General features: G+C 52.5%; 16 protein-coding genes and 1 pseudogene. 11 read left to right on the top strand and 6 right to left on the bottom strand.

The window, feature by feature from the left end:
• Positions 1-219: 219 nt before the first annotated feature.
• The gene (locus D7241_RS06645; RefSeq protein WP_408100833.1) at positions 220-1,026 is read right to left on the bottom strand and encodes a hypothetical protein; all 807 of its coding nucleotides are present in this window, start codon (positions 1,024-1,026) and stop codon (positions 220-222) included.
• 272 nt (positions 1,027-1,298) lie between these two features.
• Between D7241_RS06645 and D7241_RS06640 the strand changes: the two genes are divergently transcribed.
• A complete protein-coding gene (locus D7241_RS06640) occupies positions 1,299-2,117 on the top strand; it encodes a hypothetical protein (RefSeq protein WP_408100832.1) in 819 nt (272 codons plus the stop codon).
• Positions 2,118-2,248: 131 nt separating this feature from the next.
• Entirely contained in the window at positions 2,249-3,214 is a 966-nt protein-coding gene (locus tag D7241_RS06635; RefSeq protein WP_408100831.1) for an endonuclease, read from the top strand.
• Between the two features lie 14 nt (positions 3,215-3,228).
• Here D7241_RS06635 and D7241_RS06630 read toward each other — a convergent pair whose 3' ends face one another.
• Positions 3,229-3,705, bottom strand: a complete 477-nt coding sequence (locus tag D7241_RS06630; protein ID WP_408100830.1) for a helix-turn-helix domain-containing protein — start codon at positions 3,703-3,705, stop codon at positions 3,229-3,231.
• Positions 3,706-3,828: 123 nt separating this feature from the next.
• Between D7241_RS06630 and D7241_RS06625 the strand changes: the two genes are divergently transcribed.
• The 3 genes from D7241_RS06625 (at position 3,829) to D7241_RS06615 (ending at position 6,507) form a co-directional block, all read left to right on the top strand.
• Positions 3,829-4,575, top strand: coding sequence for a metallophosphoesterase (locus tag D7241_RS06625; protein ID WP_408100829.1), 747 nt, complete (start codon positions 3,829-3,831; stop codon positions 4,573-4,575).
• A 407-nt stretch (positions 4,576-4,982) separates the two neighbouring features.
• Positions 4,983-5,795: a hypothetical protein gene (locus tag D7241_RS06620; RefSeq protein WP_408100828.1), complete on the top strand. Its 813-nt coding sequence runs from the start codon at positions 4,983-4,985 to the stop codon at positions 5,793-5,795.
• Positions 5,796-5,865: 70 nt separating this feature from the next.
• Positions 5,866-6,507, top strand: a complete 642-nt coding sequence (locus D7241_RS06615; RefSeq protein WP_408100827.1) for an HAD family hydrolase — start codon at positions 5,866-5,868, stop codon at positions 6,505-6,507.
• Between the two features lie 413 nt (positions 6,508-6,920).
• Here D7241_RS06615 and D7241_RS06610 read toward each other — a convergent pair whose 3' ends face one another.
• Positions 6,921-7,841, bottom strand: coding sequence for a DUF2971 domain-containing protein (locus D7241_RS06610; RefSeq protein ID WP_408100826.1), 921 nt, complete (start codon positions 7,839-7,841; stop codon positions 6,921-6,923).
• Positions 7,842-8,221: 380 nt separating this feature from the next.
• On the opposite strand from D7241_RS06610, the gene D7241_RS06605 reads away from it, so the two are divergent.
• The 5 genes and pseudogenes from D7241_RS06605 to D7241_RS06585 all read left to right on the top strand — a co-directional run bounded on the left by D7241_RS06605 (position 8,222) and on the right by D7241_RS06585 (position 12,582).
• Positions 8,222-9,208, top strand: coding sequence for an MBL fold metallo-hydrolase (locus tag D7241_RS06605; protein WP_408100825.1), 987 nt, complete (start codon positions 8,222-8,224; stop codon positions 9,206-9,208).
• 192 nt (positions 9,209-9,400) lie between these two features.
• A complete protein-coding gene (locus D7241_RS06600; RefSeq protein WP_408100824.1) occupies positions 9,401-10,393 on the top strand; it encodes a zinc-dependent alcohol dehydrogenase family protein in 993 nt (330 codons plus the stop codon).
• A gap of 160 nt (positions 10,394-10,553) precedes the next feature.
• Complete coding sequence (locus D7241_RS06595) at positions 10,554-11,450, top strand: LysR family transcriptional regulator (RefSeq protein WP_408100823.1); 897 nt, start codon at positions 10,554-10,556, stop codon at positions 11,448-11,450.
• A gap of 7 nt (positions 11,451-11,457) precedes the next feature.
• A pseudogene (locus D7241_RS06590) lies at positions 11,458-11,831 on the top strand (tyrosine-type recombinase/integrase); the annotation flags it as partial.
• Positions 11,832-11,988: 157 nt separating this feature from the next.
• Entirely contained in the window at positions 11,989-12,582 is a 594-nt protein-coding gene (locus tag D7241_RS06585; RefSeq protein WP_408100822.1) for a hypothetical protein, read from the top strand.
• 303 nt (positions 12,583-12,885) lie between these two features.
• On the opposite strand, the gene D7241_RS06580 is transcribed toward D7241_RS06585, so the two are convergent.
• The 3 genes from D7241_RS06580 to D7241_RS06570 form a co-directional block, all read right to left on the bottom strand.
• Positions 12,886-13,710 carry a hypothetical protein gene (locus tag D7241_RS06580; protein ID WP_408100821.1) on the bottom strand — a complete coding sequence of 275 codons (825 nt, stop codon included), beginning with the start codon at positions 13,708-13,710 and terminating at the stop codon, positions 12,886-12,888.
• Positions 13,711-13,998: 288 nt separating this feature from the next.
• On the bottom strand, positions 13,999-15,210 hold the full coding sequence (locus D7241_RS06575) for a DUF5677 domain-containing protein (protein WP_408100820.1): 1,212 nt from the start codon (positions 15,208-15,210) through the stop codon (positions 13,999-14,001).
• 251 nt (positions 15,211-15,461) lie between these two features.
• On the bottom strand, positions 15,462-16,355 hold the full coding sequence (locus tag D7241_RS06570) for a LysR family transcriptional regulator (protein WP_408100819.1): 894 nt from the start codon (positions 16,353-16,355) through the stop codon (positions 15,462-15,464).
• 94 nt (positions 16,356-16,449) lie between these two features.
• On the opposite strand from D7241_RS06570, the gene D7241_RS06565 reads away from it, so the two are divergent.
• The gene (locus tag D7241_RS06565; protein ID WP_408100818.1) at positions 16,450-17,616 is read left to right on the top strand and encodes an MFS transporter; all 1,167 of its coding nucleotides are present in this window, start codon (positions 16,450-16,452) and stop codon (positions 17,614-17,616) included.
• Positions 17,617-17,655 lie beyond the last annotated feature (39 nt).

The following is a 17,655-nucleotide window of genomic DNA, read 5'->3' as shown; positions in this document are numbered from 1 at the left end:
AAGCTTGACGGGTTCGGATAGCGCCGTGCTGTGGGGAAATGAGCGGTGATATTCACCGGATTACGCTGACGATAGATCGTGTTGCTGCGCACCTATGCCATGGTTTGAAGGCTGAAGCATTTCAATACGTCGTCAACCAATCCATCAGTCACGCCTCTTGACGTCCACCGCTTGAACCACGCCCTGGCCCAAAATGCATACTGAATGAGCCACGCTCACTCATCCTGCTTTCCTACTCCGCTCCCCTTGGCGGAAACGCTTCACTGCCTCGGCGCTCATTAACTTTTCGGGGCCAAGATCCAGAACGCAGCTGAGCAAGGACGCTAGGGCAGAGTCAGACAATCTAAAGGTGTCTGGAATCAAACCACCCTGCTTCATCGAACGCTCATCAAGCTTCGAATAGTAAGCTCTCAGGAAATCCGTGAGCCCGGGCTTCCGGCTCTCTGTCGCAGCGGCCGTCACGGGGTTGTCTGCGACGACAATGGCATCGCGTGCATCGGCAGCAAGCGCCTCTGCGAAATCGCTCAGAGTTGGCCAGTACTTGAGATCGTACTGGTTATAAAGGCCATCTAATTCATCCTCAACATAAAAGCCGAAATGATGGTTGTGCTCCGCAGCATCCTTCATAACGTTGAGAATGTGATAGTGCGTTTCGCTGCTAAAGCCAGACGTTTCTTCAATTTCGGTGCGCCGGGAAAGCAGCCCGCCAAGCTGAGTCGCCAACGAGGCAATCCGGCTATTCACCGAGACGAGTTCTTCTCGATCCTGTCGGGCCTTGATAGCCTTTTCGGGACTCCAGCCTATTGGCAAATAAACGAGCATGTCGAGGAACGAATCCAGTGCTCGCTCATGGCTATGCAGCTGTTTATATAGCTCTTGGTAAGCCTTACCGAGATCATGACGCATGCCAAGCATGCGCTCGATGACACGGTTGGTGCTTGGCCAGATTCCGTGTTCCTTGTTGTACGTCAAATCGGCCCGCAGGACAGATTCACACTCGGCCACTGCCTTCTCGATTGCTCTCACTGGGTCACCTTTACTGTCGGCTGTTGCGACAAGGTTAGAGTCAGGTAATGCGGGCGTCGGCACCTATAAAAAAATACTGGGCACCTTTATAGGTACCTGCTGCAGGAGCCGCTTGCACATGCATTGAATTTAAACTCGCAACTGAGTAAGGATGCCTAGGCATCGTTAGACGACCTGAAGGTACACGCAATCAGGCCTAATCCAGTAGCATGGAAGTGATTGCGTTAGCGGCGAGCGCGCCCTGCCACCACATCCTGTACTGGACTTCCCCCATGCTGCATCACTACACGACGGTAAGCACCCTCGCCTTAATTCTCAGGCATCAGACGCTGCGATTCACCAGGTTGGATCAGTTTGATGATGTTACGGAGGGCCGTTCGATTGGCCACTTCCCGCTTGGGGCACGAACGTTCGCGAGCTGTTGGTCGGCAGCGCGTGAAGAGAGCATTCCACAATGGGCAATGTACGGCGATGGGATGAAGGGCATTCGACTCTCCCTGAGACCCGATCCTTTCATCTGGCATCCCATCGACATCAGGTGGCACGAGAATTTTCAATTCATTGACCTGCAAGCCCCGTATAGCCTGGAGGAGATGCTTGCCTCGAACATTACGCTCGCGCCCACTCCAGAGATGAAAGCAATGTTTGGTCAACGGGTTCGCTACGTACCGGACGTGCAGGCAGCGATTGAGCACCTGTACAGCAACCCCACCCCTGATGAGCTCACACTTTTCGGAGAAGGGACTGAGATCGCTTATTTCAAGCCAAGCGCGTGGGCATTTCAGGAGGAGTATAGGTTTGTGCTTGCGGCGTCGCCTGGCCCCGAAACTCCCTATCAGGGGGATTCTGCAGCATACATCCGAGCCAGAGGAGATTGGCACAGAACGGGGGTGGATATCGTAAGGGATATTCCAAACCGTACCCATGTTGATATCCGCCTCGACTCCGAGGCACTGAGGTCTGCGGAAATTTTAGTGGGGCCTCTGGCACCCGCAGGTACGTTTGAGATCGTCGAATCCCTAGTATCGAAGTTTGCCAAAGGGGCAAGAATAAAGATGAGCAGCTTGAGCAATACAATCCGTCCAAGGTAGTTAATGCAGACACGAGTGCCTGAAATAGTGACACTCAGCAGATAGTCAATAGCGGCCTTGCCAAGAAGCGCTGAATCCTAGCGCAAGCTTGCGTACGATATGCCGCCCTGACCTTTCAGTTACGCGCATCAATGACCCGCCTAATCTTCGCAGTTTCGCTTCTCCTCCTCAGTGCCATCTCCTCCGCCTCCCCTCCCTCAACATTCACTGAAGCCAAAGCCATCGCTAGGCAAAAGGTGTTCTACGACCAAAACACCAGCGTGCTAGGTGACCTCTACTGCGGCTGCCAGTGGCGGTGGGTCGGAAGATCAGGAGGACGAATCGATACTGCCTCTTGCGGGTACGAGGTTCGAAAGCAGCAAGTACGAGGTGAACGTAGCGAGTGGGAGCACATCGTCCCCGCCTGGACGTTTGGGCATCAGCGCAAGTGCTGGCAGAACGGCGGTCGCAAGAACTGTGTCGCCAGTGATCCGGTGTTCAGGGAGATGGAGGCCGATCTCTTTAACCTTTACCCATCAGTGGGTGAGCTGAATAGCGACCGTGCAAACTTTAATTTTGGGATGATTTCAGGTACTAGCCAGCAATACGGCCAATGCAGCACCAAGGTCGATTTCAGAGGTCGAGTAGCGGAGCCGCGTGACGAAGTCAAAGGCTTGGTCGCAAGGTCGACCTTCTACATGTTCGACCGTTATGCATTGAGGATGTCCAGACAGCAACAGCAACTGTTAATCGCCTGGAACAATCAGCATGCGGTTACCCCTTGGGAGGTCGAGCGGAACGAACGCATCAGAGCCATCGTCGGCCATGGCAATCCGTTCGTGACGGGCGAACGTCGATGGTCACTTGGCCACAAGCCCAGGGGCGAAGGGCTAACGGCCGAAGCGACATCAGATAACCATGGCCACAGGCCTCTCAATGATTACCCAATCGAGCACAGCTCGAACGGTGCGATCATCGGCAACCGAAACAGCCGTGTTTATCATCTGTCAACTGGATGCCCGAGCTACGACAAGGTCGCGCCAAAGAACCAGGTTCATTTTGTATCCGAGCACGATGCAATGACAGCGGGATATCGCAAGGCAGGAAACTGCAGCTAGTCGATGTCTGGACTTCAGGAAGCAAGGTGGCGTTGAACGGTTCGCACGGATATACCCAAACGCTTCGCGATTTCGCTATTGGGATGTCCATCGCGTGCCAGCTCTTTGACCTGAGCCTGCAACTGGGCTTTGCGAAGAGCTTTTAAACCCTGTTCAACGCCGGCCTCGCTCATCCGATCAAACCTACCAGCGGCAACCGATGCCATCAGCTCCTCACAGGTTTTGGCTACATTCTCGCGAAGGCCGCCCCGTTTGGAGCGCGCCTCAGCAACGGCAATGACGTGGCTTGCAGACACCCCATACATCCGACACAGCTCTCTGAGAGCGCTTAGGCCTACTTGAGCTGCGCCTGATTCAATATGATGTAAATTCGCCCGCGTTACGACTCGCACCACGTCATCACCCGCAAGCCCGCATTTAAGTCGCAGATCCCTGAGCACTCCGCCAAGCGCGATATTGAACGGATCGAGCTCTTCCCTTTCGCTAGTCATGACATGTGCACTGAAAAGCGAGCATAAAGCCATCTTTGACGCGACACGTCTTTATTGTCTACGATACGCTTGTGTCGCATACGGCAGCGTGTGCGCTTTGTCAATATATTGGAAAATCGTTTTATGCGCCTGCTGGTGATGTCTGATCTACATCTTGAGTTCAGCCCACTTTCACTAAGTGAGCTGCCTCATCCTGACGCTTACGACATCGTCGTGCTCGCCGGTGACACTAACGTCAAAGGTCGGTCAGCTGGATGGGCGAGTACTCAATTCGTGAAGCCCGTGGTGATGATTGCGGGCAACCACGAGTCCTACGACGTCACGCTTCAGAAAGCATTGCGTACCATGAAGGAGGAAGCAGCGCCCCACGTTAACGTACTTGAGCAGCAGACGCTTGAGCACGAAGGGGTTCGTTTTCTGGGATGCACAGCCTGGTCGGACTTTTCCGCAACTGGAAATGCGCCCCTTGCTGCAGTCCAGGCTAATGCTCTGTTGAATGACTATAGGTGCATTCGACTGGAACCAACATATCGCCGCTTGCGCCCGCAGGACACCCAGCTAATTGCACGGCAGTCAAGAAAATGGTTAAACAGTGAGTTAAGCCAGCCATTTTCAGGCAAAACAGTAGTCGTAACTCATCATCCACCCTTGCTGGAACTCATCCCGAATTGGGATACCTCTCCCCACTCCCAATCAATATTTGGAAATGATTGGCGCGAGCTGCTCAAACTAAAAATAGATCTATGGATATTTGGCCATACCCATCAACCTGTAGATAGGGTAATTGAACATACGCGCTTTCTCTCTAACCCAAGAGGCTATCCAAACGAGGAGATCAACTTCAAACCTGACCTCGTAATCACTATATAAACCACCCCACGATTTAATACTTCGGCGATACGGAGCGATAACACTCGCCCGAAAAAAGGTGCGACATGAAACTACCAAGGCTTGTCCAAGATGCAAAAAAATTCGAATACCCGTTCCCTATCACCGGCTTCCTTGTAAACGCAGAGCTACACGCGAATGAGGTAATTCATGGCTACGTTTATAGCGACGCAAAAGGAAGATTTGATGACGGCACATATATATCCACAGCGCCGGTGGTTTATATTCAAGTCGAGCTAGAGCGGCATGTCGCACACACCGAGTCCGGAAGTAGCTACGTCATTTGTAATTACAACTTTCCCTCCGGCTATTTAAACGAGAGTGGAGTTTCTGTTGAGTTTACTGACACAATCATTGTGCGCCATTGACCTGCCACGGGAAGAGATACCATGCTGGATGTAATTGCTTCACTAGAACATCTCGTCGAGGTCAATTTCAGCGGTGCCGTTACGGCAATTTTAAGCGATTCGTACCTTTTGAACGGATGCCTTTCCGGTGAAATTTTTGCAGACAAACAAAAACGGTTCGGTAATGGCAAACGAATAATGACCTCGCCACTGAATTTTGCGTTTGAAGTTACGGGTTACCAATTCGCTCTCACCCAAAGCGGAAATCTATATCTCATCGCCAGCTGGCGTCAGTTTGATGATGCATGGGCACACCTCAATTTCAATGGTGACGGACTTCATGCCACTGATTTTTTATTTAGAACAGATCCCGAGCGGCCAATAGATTTCGACAATGAGACTGATGCGGTGGCTGCGCCAGAAACGGATCTTATAAAGTTTGAAATTCCGAATAGGCGATCCAAACGGAGCATTGTAGCTGAAGCTGAACCCAGCACTAGCGACCCTATTACTGCCGATAAAAGAAATTCGGAAATTTTTCAGCTTGCTTTACAAAATTTAGATAAAGGTCAGCTACATGCTGCTTTTGATAGCGCACAATCGCGTTTCGTTACCGACGAAAGGCGCGAAGTGATGATCGAATATACAAAGCGCGAACCAGACGCCTTTTTGCTTCCTATGATTGCACTTGGTTATGTACCTCGGTGGCAGGCCGTGCTGGTTTTAGATGGGCAGTTTAATGTTTCTAGGAAAGCGTCCGAATATCTAGCGGACGAGCTGGTGGCCAAGCTGCCAATGCCAATACTTCCAGAACATCTGAGGGATCGCAGATTCCAAGCTGATCTTGGCCTGTGATGAGTATGGAACCTGATCTCTGCGCTTTGGCGTTGAAGAGTAAGGCACAAGCGATCGGAGGAAGCATCGCATGGCGAAAGTAGTGATCTTCGATGTTTTCGGCACGCTGGTTCAGATCCAAAATCGGAGAAGCCCTTACCTACGACTGCTGAAGTTAGCGCGACTACAGGGTCGTCGACCGTTGCCCGACGATGCGCTTCAACTAATGACCCTTGATATGACGCTTGCGAGCGCGGCACGGCATTTTGGGATCAAAATAAACGACACGCAATTACTGGAGCTGGAGCAACGCTTAGCAGAAGAATTAGAGAGCATGGCGCTCTTTTCGGACGCGCCTGAAGCTATCGACGTTCTTAAAAATGCCGGCATCCGAGTTGGCGTTTGTTCTAATCTTGCCTCCAGCTACGGACTGTCGGTAAAACGCTTGCTTCCGATGCTCGACGCGTACACCTTCAGCTACGAAGTTGGCCATGTAAAACCTGACCCTGAGATCTACATGGCCGCCTGCGCATCGCTTGGTATCGAGGCCGGACATTGGTTTGATAGTCATGGTCGCGTGTTGATGCTGGGTGACTCTCGACAGTGCGATCGGGACGGCCCAAGAGAAGTGGGAGTAATGGGTTACTTCCTTAGCCGCGCCGGCAACGGCGACTTCAACAACTTACTAGAGTTCGCGAAGGCGGTCGCTTCTGATGCGCTCTCAACAGGCTAGTGACCTGGCTCGGCATGAGCTGGTTTGGACGAAAGCTGAAATTCTATGAGGCACCCTGCCGACGGCAAGTTTCGATGTCACCTGTTATGCGGCTCGGCCACCTGACTGTCCGACACCTGAGAGCAATGTATGGCTACTACATCCAATCGTTGGCTTGTTGTATGCCAAGATCCTGGAGATGGCTCAGGAGACTTGGTCGTGGAACTTCCTTCGGATCTTCTCGAAGCGCTAGGCTGGGCGCTGGGTGATGAATTGACTATCAAGGAAGATCAGGACTGTATCTCCTTGGAACTAAAGCGGAAGGTGGGTCTAATTGTCCCTTAGCTAGAGCGCTCTCAGCAGCAGCCACTTAGTGTGAGCCGATCTAGCAAAGACGGCGGTCGGCCACCAGCGGAAAGTGCGTATCTACCTGCTCAGCCTCCGCTAAGAGGGAAAAGTTCGAGCTGAAAGGAGTGATTAGCTGGAACTGCCTGAAAGATTTCTGCATGTGGGTACAAGCGACTAATAGCTGATGACAGAGCACTTTTTTGTTCAGAGGGCATGCGGCAGCCAAATACTGCGCCCGTTAGTTCTCTAGCGCCAAACCTTTTATCCTCATAAGGAGCATACTTATCGCGTCCGTCCCCGGCGAAAATCCTCCACTCATCTTCATGCTTCCACGCGTCAGACTTCGTATAAATTAACGAATTTATGCGTTTAGTCGGTTCAAAAACTAGTAACCCGGCCAGGAAGTCAGAAAGCTCGTCCTCCTCAAATAGCGGCGGTATTTCAGGCATGTATGAAATTGGTTTAGCCATTCGAAAAGGACTGTCTGCCCCAGGCTCATCTTCAAACCGAAATACGACGCCTTTATTGCTGTCGCCATAATATGCCCACATAAGCTGATTAGTAGGAGATGCCGTCAAGCATAGTATTTTAGTAGTGGAGAGCTGTTCCCTTGTTGCCTCGTATGTTTTTTGAATATTATTATCTAATGCTGCAAATGAATCTTTTATACCCGCTGCCATTCTCGTAAAAAAATGCTCCTTTGGCATCCCTTGAAGATACGGCCGCAGCACATTCATGGCAACTGACATCCGGCTATCTGGATGGCCTGCCAGGTCGCCATTAAAAACCAACCATAATTTCTCTAGCGACTGACGGAGTACCGTATCACGGTCAAAGCTTATACTAAGATCGAACTGAATATCATAAGGATCATTTAAAGTCCCTGGAGTGCTCCAGCGTAGCGTTTGATTTTTAAGTACAATTAAGGCAGTGTTATAAGTCATGTACTTATAAAAACATCTAGGCATTGTTTCGCGCTCAGAACGGTAATAGGTTAATGCGAGCATTTCTCTCTAGATGAGTCAACCTTCTAGAGGGGGTGTGCCGAGAAGCTATGTTGGCTCTCCGCACGGACTCATGGCAGCCCCTCATGCTTCGCAGGTAGCACGAAGATCTAGCGAACCGGTACATGCATTGCGCCAGCTCGCTTGGTGTCGTATGGGCTAGGACGTCGACGGCAATTTTCAACCCGTCGCCAAGTTTTGTAGAAACCGGCTGCAATCGGCCAAGAGCAGGCATTCACCATGTGATACCTCTCTCATAGCCTTCACTAGGCCGAATATATCGGCTTTGATTACCAATCTGGTTCCATCGACGCTATGGGTCTGCGCTATGTGCGCTCATACGATTTCGCACTAGGCAATGGTGCCTGATTGTGGAGTTTGTCATGGATGCACTAAATCTACCGCAGCGTCTTAAGATGCTCGGCGTAATCGGGGTTATGGCTGTCGCATCGCAGGCTGCACTCGCAGCTCCGACCGACCAGTACCGGCAGGCAGCCGGCTTTTACCGGCATATGGTTGGCAACACCGTGGTTACTGCCGTTTACGACGGCTATATCGATCTAGATCCGAAGCACCTCGCGGGCATACCGCATGAGGAGATCCAGGAGAACATCCTGCATGAGTATCAAAAGGCGGCTCCGTTCGTACAGACGGCGGTCAATGCCTTTCTTGTCGATGACGGTAAGCAACTGGTGCTAATCGACTCGGGCTCGTCTGATTGCTTCGGCCCTACCATGGGGCGGATGGTCGACAACATCCGTGCTGCCGGTTATACCCCTGAAGAGGTCGATGCAGTGCTGCTAACGCACCTGCACCCTGACCATGCCTGCGGCGTGACCCAACCAGGCGGCAAACGAGCCTTTACTAATGCAACCGTCTGGGCCGCAGACCGAGATGCGAATTACTGGCTCGACGTGAAGCAGGAGGGCTCACTGCCTGAAGACCAGCGACCGTTCTTCAAGATGGCGCGTGATGCAATTGCACCGTACTCAGACGTAGGCAAATTCAGAACCTTCAATGAAGGTGACTCCATCACCTCTGGCATTCAGGTCGTGCCGTCAAATGGTCATACCCCCGGCCACACGTCTTACCTGCTCAGTTCGGGGGGCGAAAAACTACTGCTTTGGGGTGACATTGTGCACGTGCACTCTGTGCAATTACCGCGTCCGGAGGTAACCATCGCGGTGGATGTTGATCCTAAAGCCGCCGTTGCATCTCGCATTCGGCTGTTCGCTGAGGCTGCCAGTGAGCGTTGGTTGGTGGCTGCGGCGCACTTGCCCTTCCCTGGCATTGGGCATCTGCGTAAAGAAGAAAAGGGCTACAGCTGGGTGCCTGTTGAATACCGAAACCCTGCTAATTCTGAACGCTAAATAGCGCCAGCGGAGTGAATAAGACCACGGCTACTCCGTGGTCTTTTTTTATTTGCCCGTCAGCCGGGGATTGGTTCTTCTTGAGTACCAATCTATGAGCCGATCAGTGCTCTATTACAGGCAAGAGGGTCAGTAGCATCGGTACAACTTTCCAGAAGTAACCGTTGTCTCTTGCCGTTAATGAGGTGTGCCATGCCCAAGGTTGTCCACTTTCACCGTACCGGTGACGCTGATGTTCTCACTCTTGATGAAATCGCCGTACCTGCGCCGAAGAGCGGCGAGGTTCAGATCGAAGTAAAAGCCATCGGCCTGAACCGTGCTGAAATCATGTACCGCACTGGGCAGTACGTGATCGATCCCCAGTTCCCGGCGAAGCTTGGCTATGAAGCGGCCGGGATTGTTCGCGCGGTTGGCAGTGACGTCAGCGACGTTGCGCCTGGTGACGTAGTAAGCGTCGTGCCGGCGTTCTCCTTTGCCGATTACGGCATGTATGGCGAGGTGGTCAATGCGCCTATGCATGCTGTCGTCAAGCATCCGTCCAACCTCAGCTTCGTGGAGGCAGCGGCCAGCTGGATGATGTTTGTCACTGCATATGGCGCACTGGTTGAGTACGGCAATCTACAGGCTGGCGAAACGGTGCTCATCCCGGCTGCGTCGAGCAGTGTCGGCCTGGCGGCGATCCAGATCGCCAACATGCAGGGCGCCATCCCGGTGGCCCTTACCCGCACAAGTGCCAAACGTCAGGCATTGCTGGACGCTGGGGCAAAATATGTTATCGCCACTCAGGAAGAGGATCTGATTGCCGAGGTGGCAGCGATCACCGAGGGCAAGGGTGCTCGTATTGTTTTTGATCCCGTTGGTGGCCCCGAAGCGACCAAGCTGATCAAGTCCATGGCCAGCACCGGAATCTTCTTTCAGTACGGCGCTCTCGATCATCGCGATATTCCAGTTCCGGTTTTCGATATTCTCGGCAAACATCTGACCGTGCGCGGTTACGAGCTTTTTGAAATCACCACGGATATGCAGAAACTGGCCAATGCCAAGGCATTCGTCACCAAAGGCTTGGCAAGTGGTCAGCTCAAGCCTGTCATCGACCAAGTCTTCTCACTCAAGGACATCGCGGCAGCACACCGCCGAATGGAGTCGAACGCGCAGATCGGCAAGATTGTCGTCGTGGTTGACTGAGTAGCTCCCCTGCGGCAGTTAATTTGACTGCTGTATGCCATCGCTGCTCGGGAGCAGCGATGGCATTTTCCTTTTTTGATGCCTGAGAGAGGTAGCCCAGCTTCGCTATCATCCTCTTTGCAGAGTACTTCTGGCCCGTGCAGGTAGGTAGAGGATGGCGATGAACCTGATTGAAGCCATGCAAATGTTCGTGGCAGTGGTTGAGCATGGCAGCTACACCAAAGCTGCCGAGGCGCTCAATGTGCATCGACCGGCACTATCAAAGCTTATTCGAAATCTTGAGCACGAACTGGGCGTGCAGCTGCTGCACCGCACCACACGCAGAGTGAACACCACACCCGCCGGAGATGAGTTCTATGAACGCAGCCTGACGTTACTCTCCGACCTTGCAGACACACTTGACTGGTTTTCGCCGACTCGTCCGCCGCGAGGAAAACTCAGAATAGACATGCAGACCGTACTCGGTCACGCCGTAGTCATCCCACGACTGCCCGAGTTCATGGAGCGCTACCCCGGCCTGGAAATATCTCTGGGCGCCTCCGACAACCTGAACGACCTCATCGCGGGAGGCATCGATTGCTCTGTGCGGCTAGGCGATCTGGATGATTCGAGCCTGGTTGCCAAGCGTATCGGCGAGGTTGCTCTGGTGACCTGCGCGGCACCTTCCTACGTTAAGAAGTATGGCTTACCAGGCTCGCTGGATGATTTGCAGGCGCATGTGGCGGTCAACTTCATGGTTGAGCAGCGTCGCCAGATCATGCCCTGGCGGTTCAGGGGCAACGGTAAAACTATCAGTGTGAAGATGCGCAGCGGCATAGTTGTCGATAATGCCGAGGCGTTGCTTTACTGCGCGTTGGCAGGGATTGGGATGGTGCAGGGGCTGCGCCCAGCGTTGCAGCGATACATCGATAGCGGACGCTTGGTAGAGGTGCTGCCGGATGTTCCAGTCGAGCCGAAGGCCGTTTCCGTATTGTTCCCAGATCGACGTCATCTCTCACCCAATGTGCGGGTATTTGTTGAGTGGGTGAGCGCGCTTTTCCAAGAGAAAAGGCGTTAGACCGGATCAATTGGTAACCCAGAGACCAGTTCAGTTGAGATCACAGAGCAAACAAGGACGGCTCTCGAAACTTGGATCCACTTGGCACAGCTCTGCAGCGAGGACTACCTGTTCCCGAGCCTGCTGCACGCCTCTGAACACCTATCCACTCGGCAATACGCTCGAATCGTTAAAACTTGGGTGAAGGTCATTGATCTTGATCCTGCCATATATGGCACTCAGACAATGAGACGTACCAAGGCTTCCCTGATCTATCGCACGACGAAAAACTTGAGAGCGGTTCAACTGCTGCTCGGTCATACGAAGCTGGAAAGCACTGTCGGATACCTCGGGATCGAGATAGACGACGCCTTGGAGACGGCGGAACAGAACGAAGTTTGACCGTGCGATGCATAGCGACGGCCACGGCCAACCCGTCGCTAACCGGACAAAAGCAGTCATTTTGAGTACGGGCAATAATTCCATGCAATTTTTAGCCTTTTACCCACGGTGCTTTATGATGGGGAAGATGATTGTATTCGGTCGATAGGAGATCCGTATGAAATGGAAGATCACAGCTATTATCGCTGTCGTACTCGGATTCCCTGCTGTATTTACTGCGGGAGTTGTCACAGCCTTATCTGTTGCCGCGGAAAAGGATCCTGCTGAGACGTTAAAAACTGCCCTGGGTTCTGCCGGTGATTGGGTATCCGGGCTTGGCGGACTCGCAGCCGCAACAATTGCCATTTATCTAGCGGATAAGCAACGGCGAGATAACTCAGCGAGGATGGAAATCAATCAATATTTCACCAGAGATAATTTCACTATTGAACTAATCTCGGTAGGGGAAAAAACCGCGACCGTCAGAGGTATTTACATTCGGTCTCCGCGCCTTCGGAAGCAGGCAATGGTAAGCAGGCCACCTATTTTGAAATCAGATGCAATTCCAGCGCGGTTTGAGTACGGCGACGTACAGCGTCTGACTATCGACAAATCCCTCTATTTGGATGTCGCTCTCGAGATAGAGCATGAGCTTGGTCAGAAGGAGTTCAGAGGGTTGCAGTTGGTGATTGGCACTAGCACCAAAGAGTTTAAACTTGACCTAGACCCTCAATTCGCTGCTGAGCTCGAACGTGAATCAGTAGACGACTAAGCCCTGCAGAAATGCGATTTTTTTTTGGGGCCAGCGGTTTGGATTCGACATAGCCAGTCAGCGAAGAGCAGGGCTACGCCTGTTCAGCAGAATTTACAGGTAGCCCCTCCTCAATTACTAAATGCCCTTCATTTCGCTGCCACCTTGCGCGGCTGCTTCTCGTCGGTTTCTACAGGTCGTCACTCACATGGGGCGTTCGCTGCTGGTCGCGAATGAACGAAATCGGCCAGAAGCAGCCAGTCACGTCAGGCTTCTCTCGACCCATCGCGGACGGTCACTAGTCAAACCACTTTATGGAACATTTTACGCGCCACATTCCGTAAATTGAATCATTAGCTTTTTATAGACGCCATGAATTGATTCTGGCAGATCATTCTCAAAATAATAAACCATAAAGCCTCGCGCGATGGCGTGAGACAAACCAATTTTCTTTTGAGTCGGTGACAAATTTGGTGTTCCAGGGCGGTATTTAAATGAATCGAAATTGTCAGGAACGCGATTGTCGGCCTGATCTCCTTGCTTCACATCCAACAAATCCCAGCCTGCGCTTATCTCTTCAAGTAGGGTTCGACTATAGGAGATGAAGGTCGATATATTCCTAGTAACAAATGGGTCATCCAAATTAGCGAGGCCTATTGTCGATAACTGCTCAATATTTTTTTCAAATAACGACATGCTTCTTCGTATGTCTGAGGCCTTCCAGCCATAATCAGACCAACTGCTCTTGTTACTTCCAAGTTTAGGAGGGAATAGCGCTGCTGAGCCATATTTATCAAGCCCGCCCTTAGCGTGGTCACGAACATAAACTAGGTAGGAGTACGTTTCCTCAATCAAACTTTTCAGGTTAGAGAGAACGCGCACATGCTCTGCGGCCTGCCTTGCGGCCTGAGCTTTGATGTTCATACGATGAGTACCGACCGCAATGAGAGCGGCAGCAATGATCGCCTCCACACTCCCAACCGCCTGAATCCAAGCCGTCCAGTCTTCCTTTTCTGCCCAAACAAAAATCGCAATTACTGGCGCCATAAATAAGCAAGCGATGATAAAGCAAAGCGCAAAGATATCAACTATTCCCACTTCATCGGTGTTTTTCTTAATCGCCAATCTTACTAGATTTTTAGAAGACATTATTTCTACGCCCAGCAAAAAAATAGTTTTGAAAACAGGCTGGCTACGCTACCGTTGCTTCGCTATTTCCATCCACACCTTGATGTTCAGCGGTGCAGAGCTTTATATGAGATCGAAAGGTATGGTTTTGACACCCATCCACGAAAGCATGTCTCGACATCGATGGCACAGATGCTCCTCAACTGCCCAAGCCTAATGGAAAAATTGATCAGGCGCAAAGCCATCGTACGGCCAATAGTGGATACAACACAGTGAGCGGAGGAAGACCAGCATGCCAACTGATTTTATTCATCCGTGTTTGAAATGGAGCGTTCTAGTTTGAGGATCAGTCTTAAACGCAAAATCATCTCCATCCATGAACTTCATTTGATCATTAGTCACATGTTCGCCATTTACCATGACCGTCCAGAAATAAAGATCGTAGAGATCAAGATATGTTCCACTTTCCGACTCAGTGCTTTGCAGTACTACCGCCCCCGTTCGTACATCTCGATAGCGCACTTCTAGTTTGTTGTCTTGTATCAGCGTCGCCTCAATAGTTATGACGTGAGTGGTGCATAACAACTTTGTCTCGCCAACTGACATGCCCTCAGAAGATACTTTTTTCACCTTGGTATCCAGATCAGCCAACGCTGCCTGAGCCTCCCGACTCTCGCGCTCAATTATTTCGTCCCCATGTGCTTTGAAAGCTTGGAATAAGGCATGGATCTCGTCACGCGTATTTACGAGGAATGTGGATGCTAAAGACAGGCATATTGACGTGTAGCCCTCCTCTACAGGGGTAGGCAAGCCTCTCCCGCGTTCTTCGCCGATACGAAAGAAAGACATTGGCAAGGCATGGACATGGGACGACAAGAGAACATACAGCCACCTAAATTGGGTTTTCGCAACACCGGCTTTTTCAGCTATATCTTCAAGCGGAAAAAGATAGGCTGCCTGTCCATGCAGCGCATTTTTTTTCTTTTTATCTGGCAAAGTCTCAAAGAAAAGATTCGCTCTAAGCCGATCACGTATTTCCTCTGCAGACTGCGTCAGCCTCTCTACTTCCTCATGGTTCTCAATCGCCGTGAACATGCGAATCCGAGCAACACAGTCATGAAGATTTAGTATATTCCATCGACACTCCCACTCGGCCTCTCCACACTCATCGCTACATAAGTAATAAAACGCAATTCGTAGCTCTAACATTGTTCGCACTAAGCCAGCTGTAGAAGCATAGTCCCAGTGCTCAATCTTTTTTTCCACCCATGGTGTAAATGGCATTAGCTGAGCTAGAGTTACCCCCTTGGTTACAAGGGCAGTAAATAATACTGATGCGTAGTAGTGCTTTGTGCTTGGGGATGGTATTCCACCATAGCTCCGAGATACATACATGCACTCCCGAACCACATTGTCCAACATCTCAACAACGCGCATGTAGTCATCACTTGGATTTCCGCCCAGCCTGGAAAAATCAGCTATCTCATCGTGCGTTAGGACTTCGTGTGTCTCGACTTCCATCTGTGTTCCATCCGTACTGAATTGCCCCAGATATCGTAGACGTTTCCACGCCTCAACTGGAGCCTGCTAAGCCTGCGGCCAGTCCGCTTTTGGCCGAAAGTGGCCTGACGTTAGCTACGCAGATCGCGGGCAGTTATACTGCGGACGAGGCATCACCACCATAGCTCCGCGAGTAGGATTACCTCATTAAAGGCTCGCCCAAAACCATGCGAACAGAATCGCGAGCGAACTCGGAACAGGTACAAGATCGCTTATATCTGGTGATGTTCCAGTAGGAAGTCCACGAACACTCGTACTCGCGCCGGCATTGCTGAGCCTCCTACAAACACTGCATGGATCGGTTCCCGGTCGCCGGGGTTGTACGCTTCCAGCAGTGGCACCAAATCACCGCGCTGAAGATCCTCGGCCACACTGAATTCGCCAATACGCGCAATGCCGGCGCCTACCCGTGCCAGTTGTGCCAGCGCTTCACCACTGCTGCATTCGATGTTGCCGCTAACTTTTAGGGAAACCGCTTTCCCGTTGCGGATGAACGGCCAGTTGGGTTCGGCACGTCGGAAGTTGAAGCGCAGGCAGTTGTGCCGTAACAGATCTTCCGGTTCCTGGGGTATGCCATGGCGCTGCAGATACTCGGGCGAAGCCACCAGCACTTGCCCGGTGTCTCCAATCCTGCGAGCGGTCAGTGGGCTGTCAGGCAGATAGCCAAATCGCACCGCCACATCGGCCTCGCCGCCGAGAATGTCGACAACCTCATCGCCGAGGGTGAGGTCGACGACGATGTTCGGGTAGTAGGAACTGAATGCTGCCACCAATGGAACGATGGCTTGCCGTCCATGACCGAGGGCGGCGCTGACACGTAAGCGGCCCCTCGGAACGCCCTGGTCGGCGATAGCCTCTTCAACCTCTGCCATGTCGGCCAAGATACGCCGGGCGCCGCGCAGATAAGCCTCGCCCTCGACGGTGAGAGTGATCGCTCGGGTAGTGCGTAACAGCAGGCGGGTTCCAAGTCGTAGTTCGGTACGCGCGATGATTCTACTGACCGCCGAGGGCGTCAGCCCCAAGGCACGCGCGGCGGCAGACAGGCTGCCTTCTTGTGCCACCGTGGCGAACACGGCCATTTCGCCTGACCTGCCGCTGAAGTCCATCTGTGCCCCGAAAGCAAAGGTGCTTGCCAGAAATGCTATCTACCGCCTGAAAAGTTTAGATCGTAGCATTTGCGGCATAGATAAGGAGCCGTTCATGCATATCAATCTACCCCTAGTAGCACTCGCCATTGGTGCGTTCGGAATTGGCGTTACCGAGTTCGCCCCTATGGGCATGTTGCCAGGCATCGCTGCGGATCTCGGCGTATCCATTCCCGCCGCTGGCCTGCTCGTCAGTGCTTACGCCATGGGCGTATTGCTCGGCGCTCCGTTGATGACATTGACCACTGGCAGGATTCCACGGCGCTATTTGCTGATCGGCCTCATGGCTATTTTCACCCTGGGTAACCTCATGTCAGCCTTAGCTACCGATTACTACAGCCTCATGTTCGCCAGGGTGGTGACCTCACTAAATCACGGTGCGTTCTTCGGCGTTGGCTCCATCGTCGCCGCCAGCGTGGTCGCCCCGGATAAGCGTGCTGGCGCGGTTGCAGCAATGTTCATGGGCCTAACTCTGGCGACTATTGGCGGTGTGCCACTGGCCGCCTGGTTTGGCGATCTGTTCGGCTGGCGCACTGCATTTTGGGGGATTACCGGGCTCGGCATTGTAGCTATGGCCGCGTTGTGGTTTGCCCTGCCCAACCTACCGGCGCCGAAAAGCATCGGCGTACTGGCCGAGATTCGAGTACTGGGTCGTGGCCGGGTGCTCGGGGCGTTGGCCCTGACCGTAATCGGCTCTGGAGCCATGTTTACCGTATTCACTTATATCGCACCGATTCTGGGTAGCGAGACCAATGCGTCTACTTCCTTCATCACCGCCATGCTGGTGCTGTTCGGTGTGGGGCTGACGCTGGGCAACATGTGGGGCGGCAAAGCTGCCGACCGCTCGATTGACCGCACCCTGATCGTCTCGCTGAGCGTGCTGATTCTCGTCTTGCTAGCGTTCACGGTATTAATGCGCTGGCCGCTGCCGGCAGCAGTTGCCATCTTGATCTGGGGTATCGCCAGCTTCGCCTTGGTACCTCCGCTGCAGATGCGCGTGATGGAAGCCGCCAAGGATGCGCCGAATCTAGCATCGGCGGTGAACATCGGCGCCTTCAACTTCGGCAACGCAATAGGTGCGGCGCTGGGCGGCGCAGTGATCAATGCCGGGCTGGGCTACCCAGCGATATCCCTGGCCGGAGCGGCAATGGCGGCGCTGGGGTTGTTGATGGTGCTGGCTTTTGCCTGGCGCTCTAAAGCTGTTGCGGCTGCGGTGGCATGACCGTGTAGCGTGCTGAGCAAGACACCTTAGGTACTAGAC

The sequence above is a fragment of the Stutzerimonas sp. VN223-3 genome (assembly GCF_045999685.1).
Taxonomy (GTDB): Bacteria; Pseudomonadota; Gammaproteobacteria; order Pseudomonadales; family Pseudomonadaceae; genus Stutzerimonas; species Stutzerimonas stutzeri_AR.
Note: the sequence above shows the minus strand (reverse complement) of the source record. Positions and strands in the feature narration are given on the sequence as shown.

Coding starts and splice junctions, on each gene's coding strand:
- D7241_RS06640 (WP_408100832.1), top strand. CDS start 1,299: ATGCTGCATCACTACACGACGGTAAGCACCCTCGCCTTAATTCTCAGG.
- D7241_RS06635 (WP_408100831.1), top strand. CDS start 2,249: ATGACCCGCCTAATCTTCGCAGTTTCGCTTCTCCTCCTCAGTGCCATC.
- D7241_RS06630 (WP_408100830.1), bottom strand. CDS start 3,705: ATGACTAGCGAAAGGGAAGAGCTCGATCCGTTCAATATCGCGCTTGGC.
- D7241_RS06625 (WP_408100829.1), top strand. CDS start 3,829: ATGCGCCTGCTGGTGATGTCTGATCTACATCTTGAGTTCAGCCCACTT.
- D7241_RS06620 (WP_408100828.1), top strand. CDS start 4,983: ATGCTGGATGTAATTGCTTCACTAGAACATCTCGTCGAGGTCAATTTC.
- D7241_RS06615 (WP_408100827.1), top strand. CDS start 5,866: ATGGCGAAAGTAGTGATCTTCGATGTTTTCGGCACGCTGGTTCAGATC.
- D7241_RS06610 (WP_408100826.1), bottom strand. CDS start 7,841: ATGCTCGCATTAACCTATTACCGTTCTGAGCGCGAAACAATGCCTAGA.
- D7241_RS06605 (WP_408100825.1), top strand. CDS start 8,222: ATGGATGCACTAAATCTACCGCAGCGTCTTAAGATGCTCGGCGTAATC.
- D7241_RS06600 (WP_408100824.1), top strand. CDS start 9,401: ATGCCCAAGGTTGTCCACTTTCACCGTACCGGTGACGCTGATGTTCTC.
- D7241_RS06595 (WP_408100823.1), top strand. CDS start 10,554: ATGAACCTGATTGAAGCCATGCAAATGTTCGTGGCAGTGGTTGAGCAT.
- D7241_RS06585 (WP_408100822.1), top strand. CDS start 11,989: ATGAAATGGAAGATCACAGCTATTATCGCTGTCGTACTCGGATTCCCT.
- D7241_RS06580 (WP_408100821.1), bottom strand. CDS start 13,710: ATGTCTTCTAAAAATCTAGTAAGATTGGCGATTAAGAAAAACACCGAT.
- D7241_RS06575 (WP_408100820.1), bottom strand. CDS start 15,210: ATGGAAGTCGAGACACACGAAGTCCTAACGCACGATGAGATAGCTGAT.
- D7241_RS06570 (WP_408100819.1), bottom strand. CDS start 16,355: ATGGACTTCAGCGGCAGGTCAGGCGAAATGGCCGTGTTCGCCACGGTG.
- D7241_RS06565 (WP_408100818.1), top strand. CDS start 16,450: ATGCATATCAATCTACCCCTAGTAGCACTCGCCATTGGTGCGTTCGGA.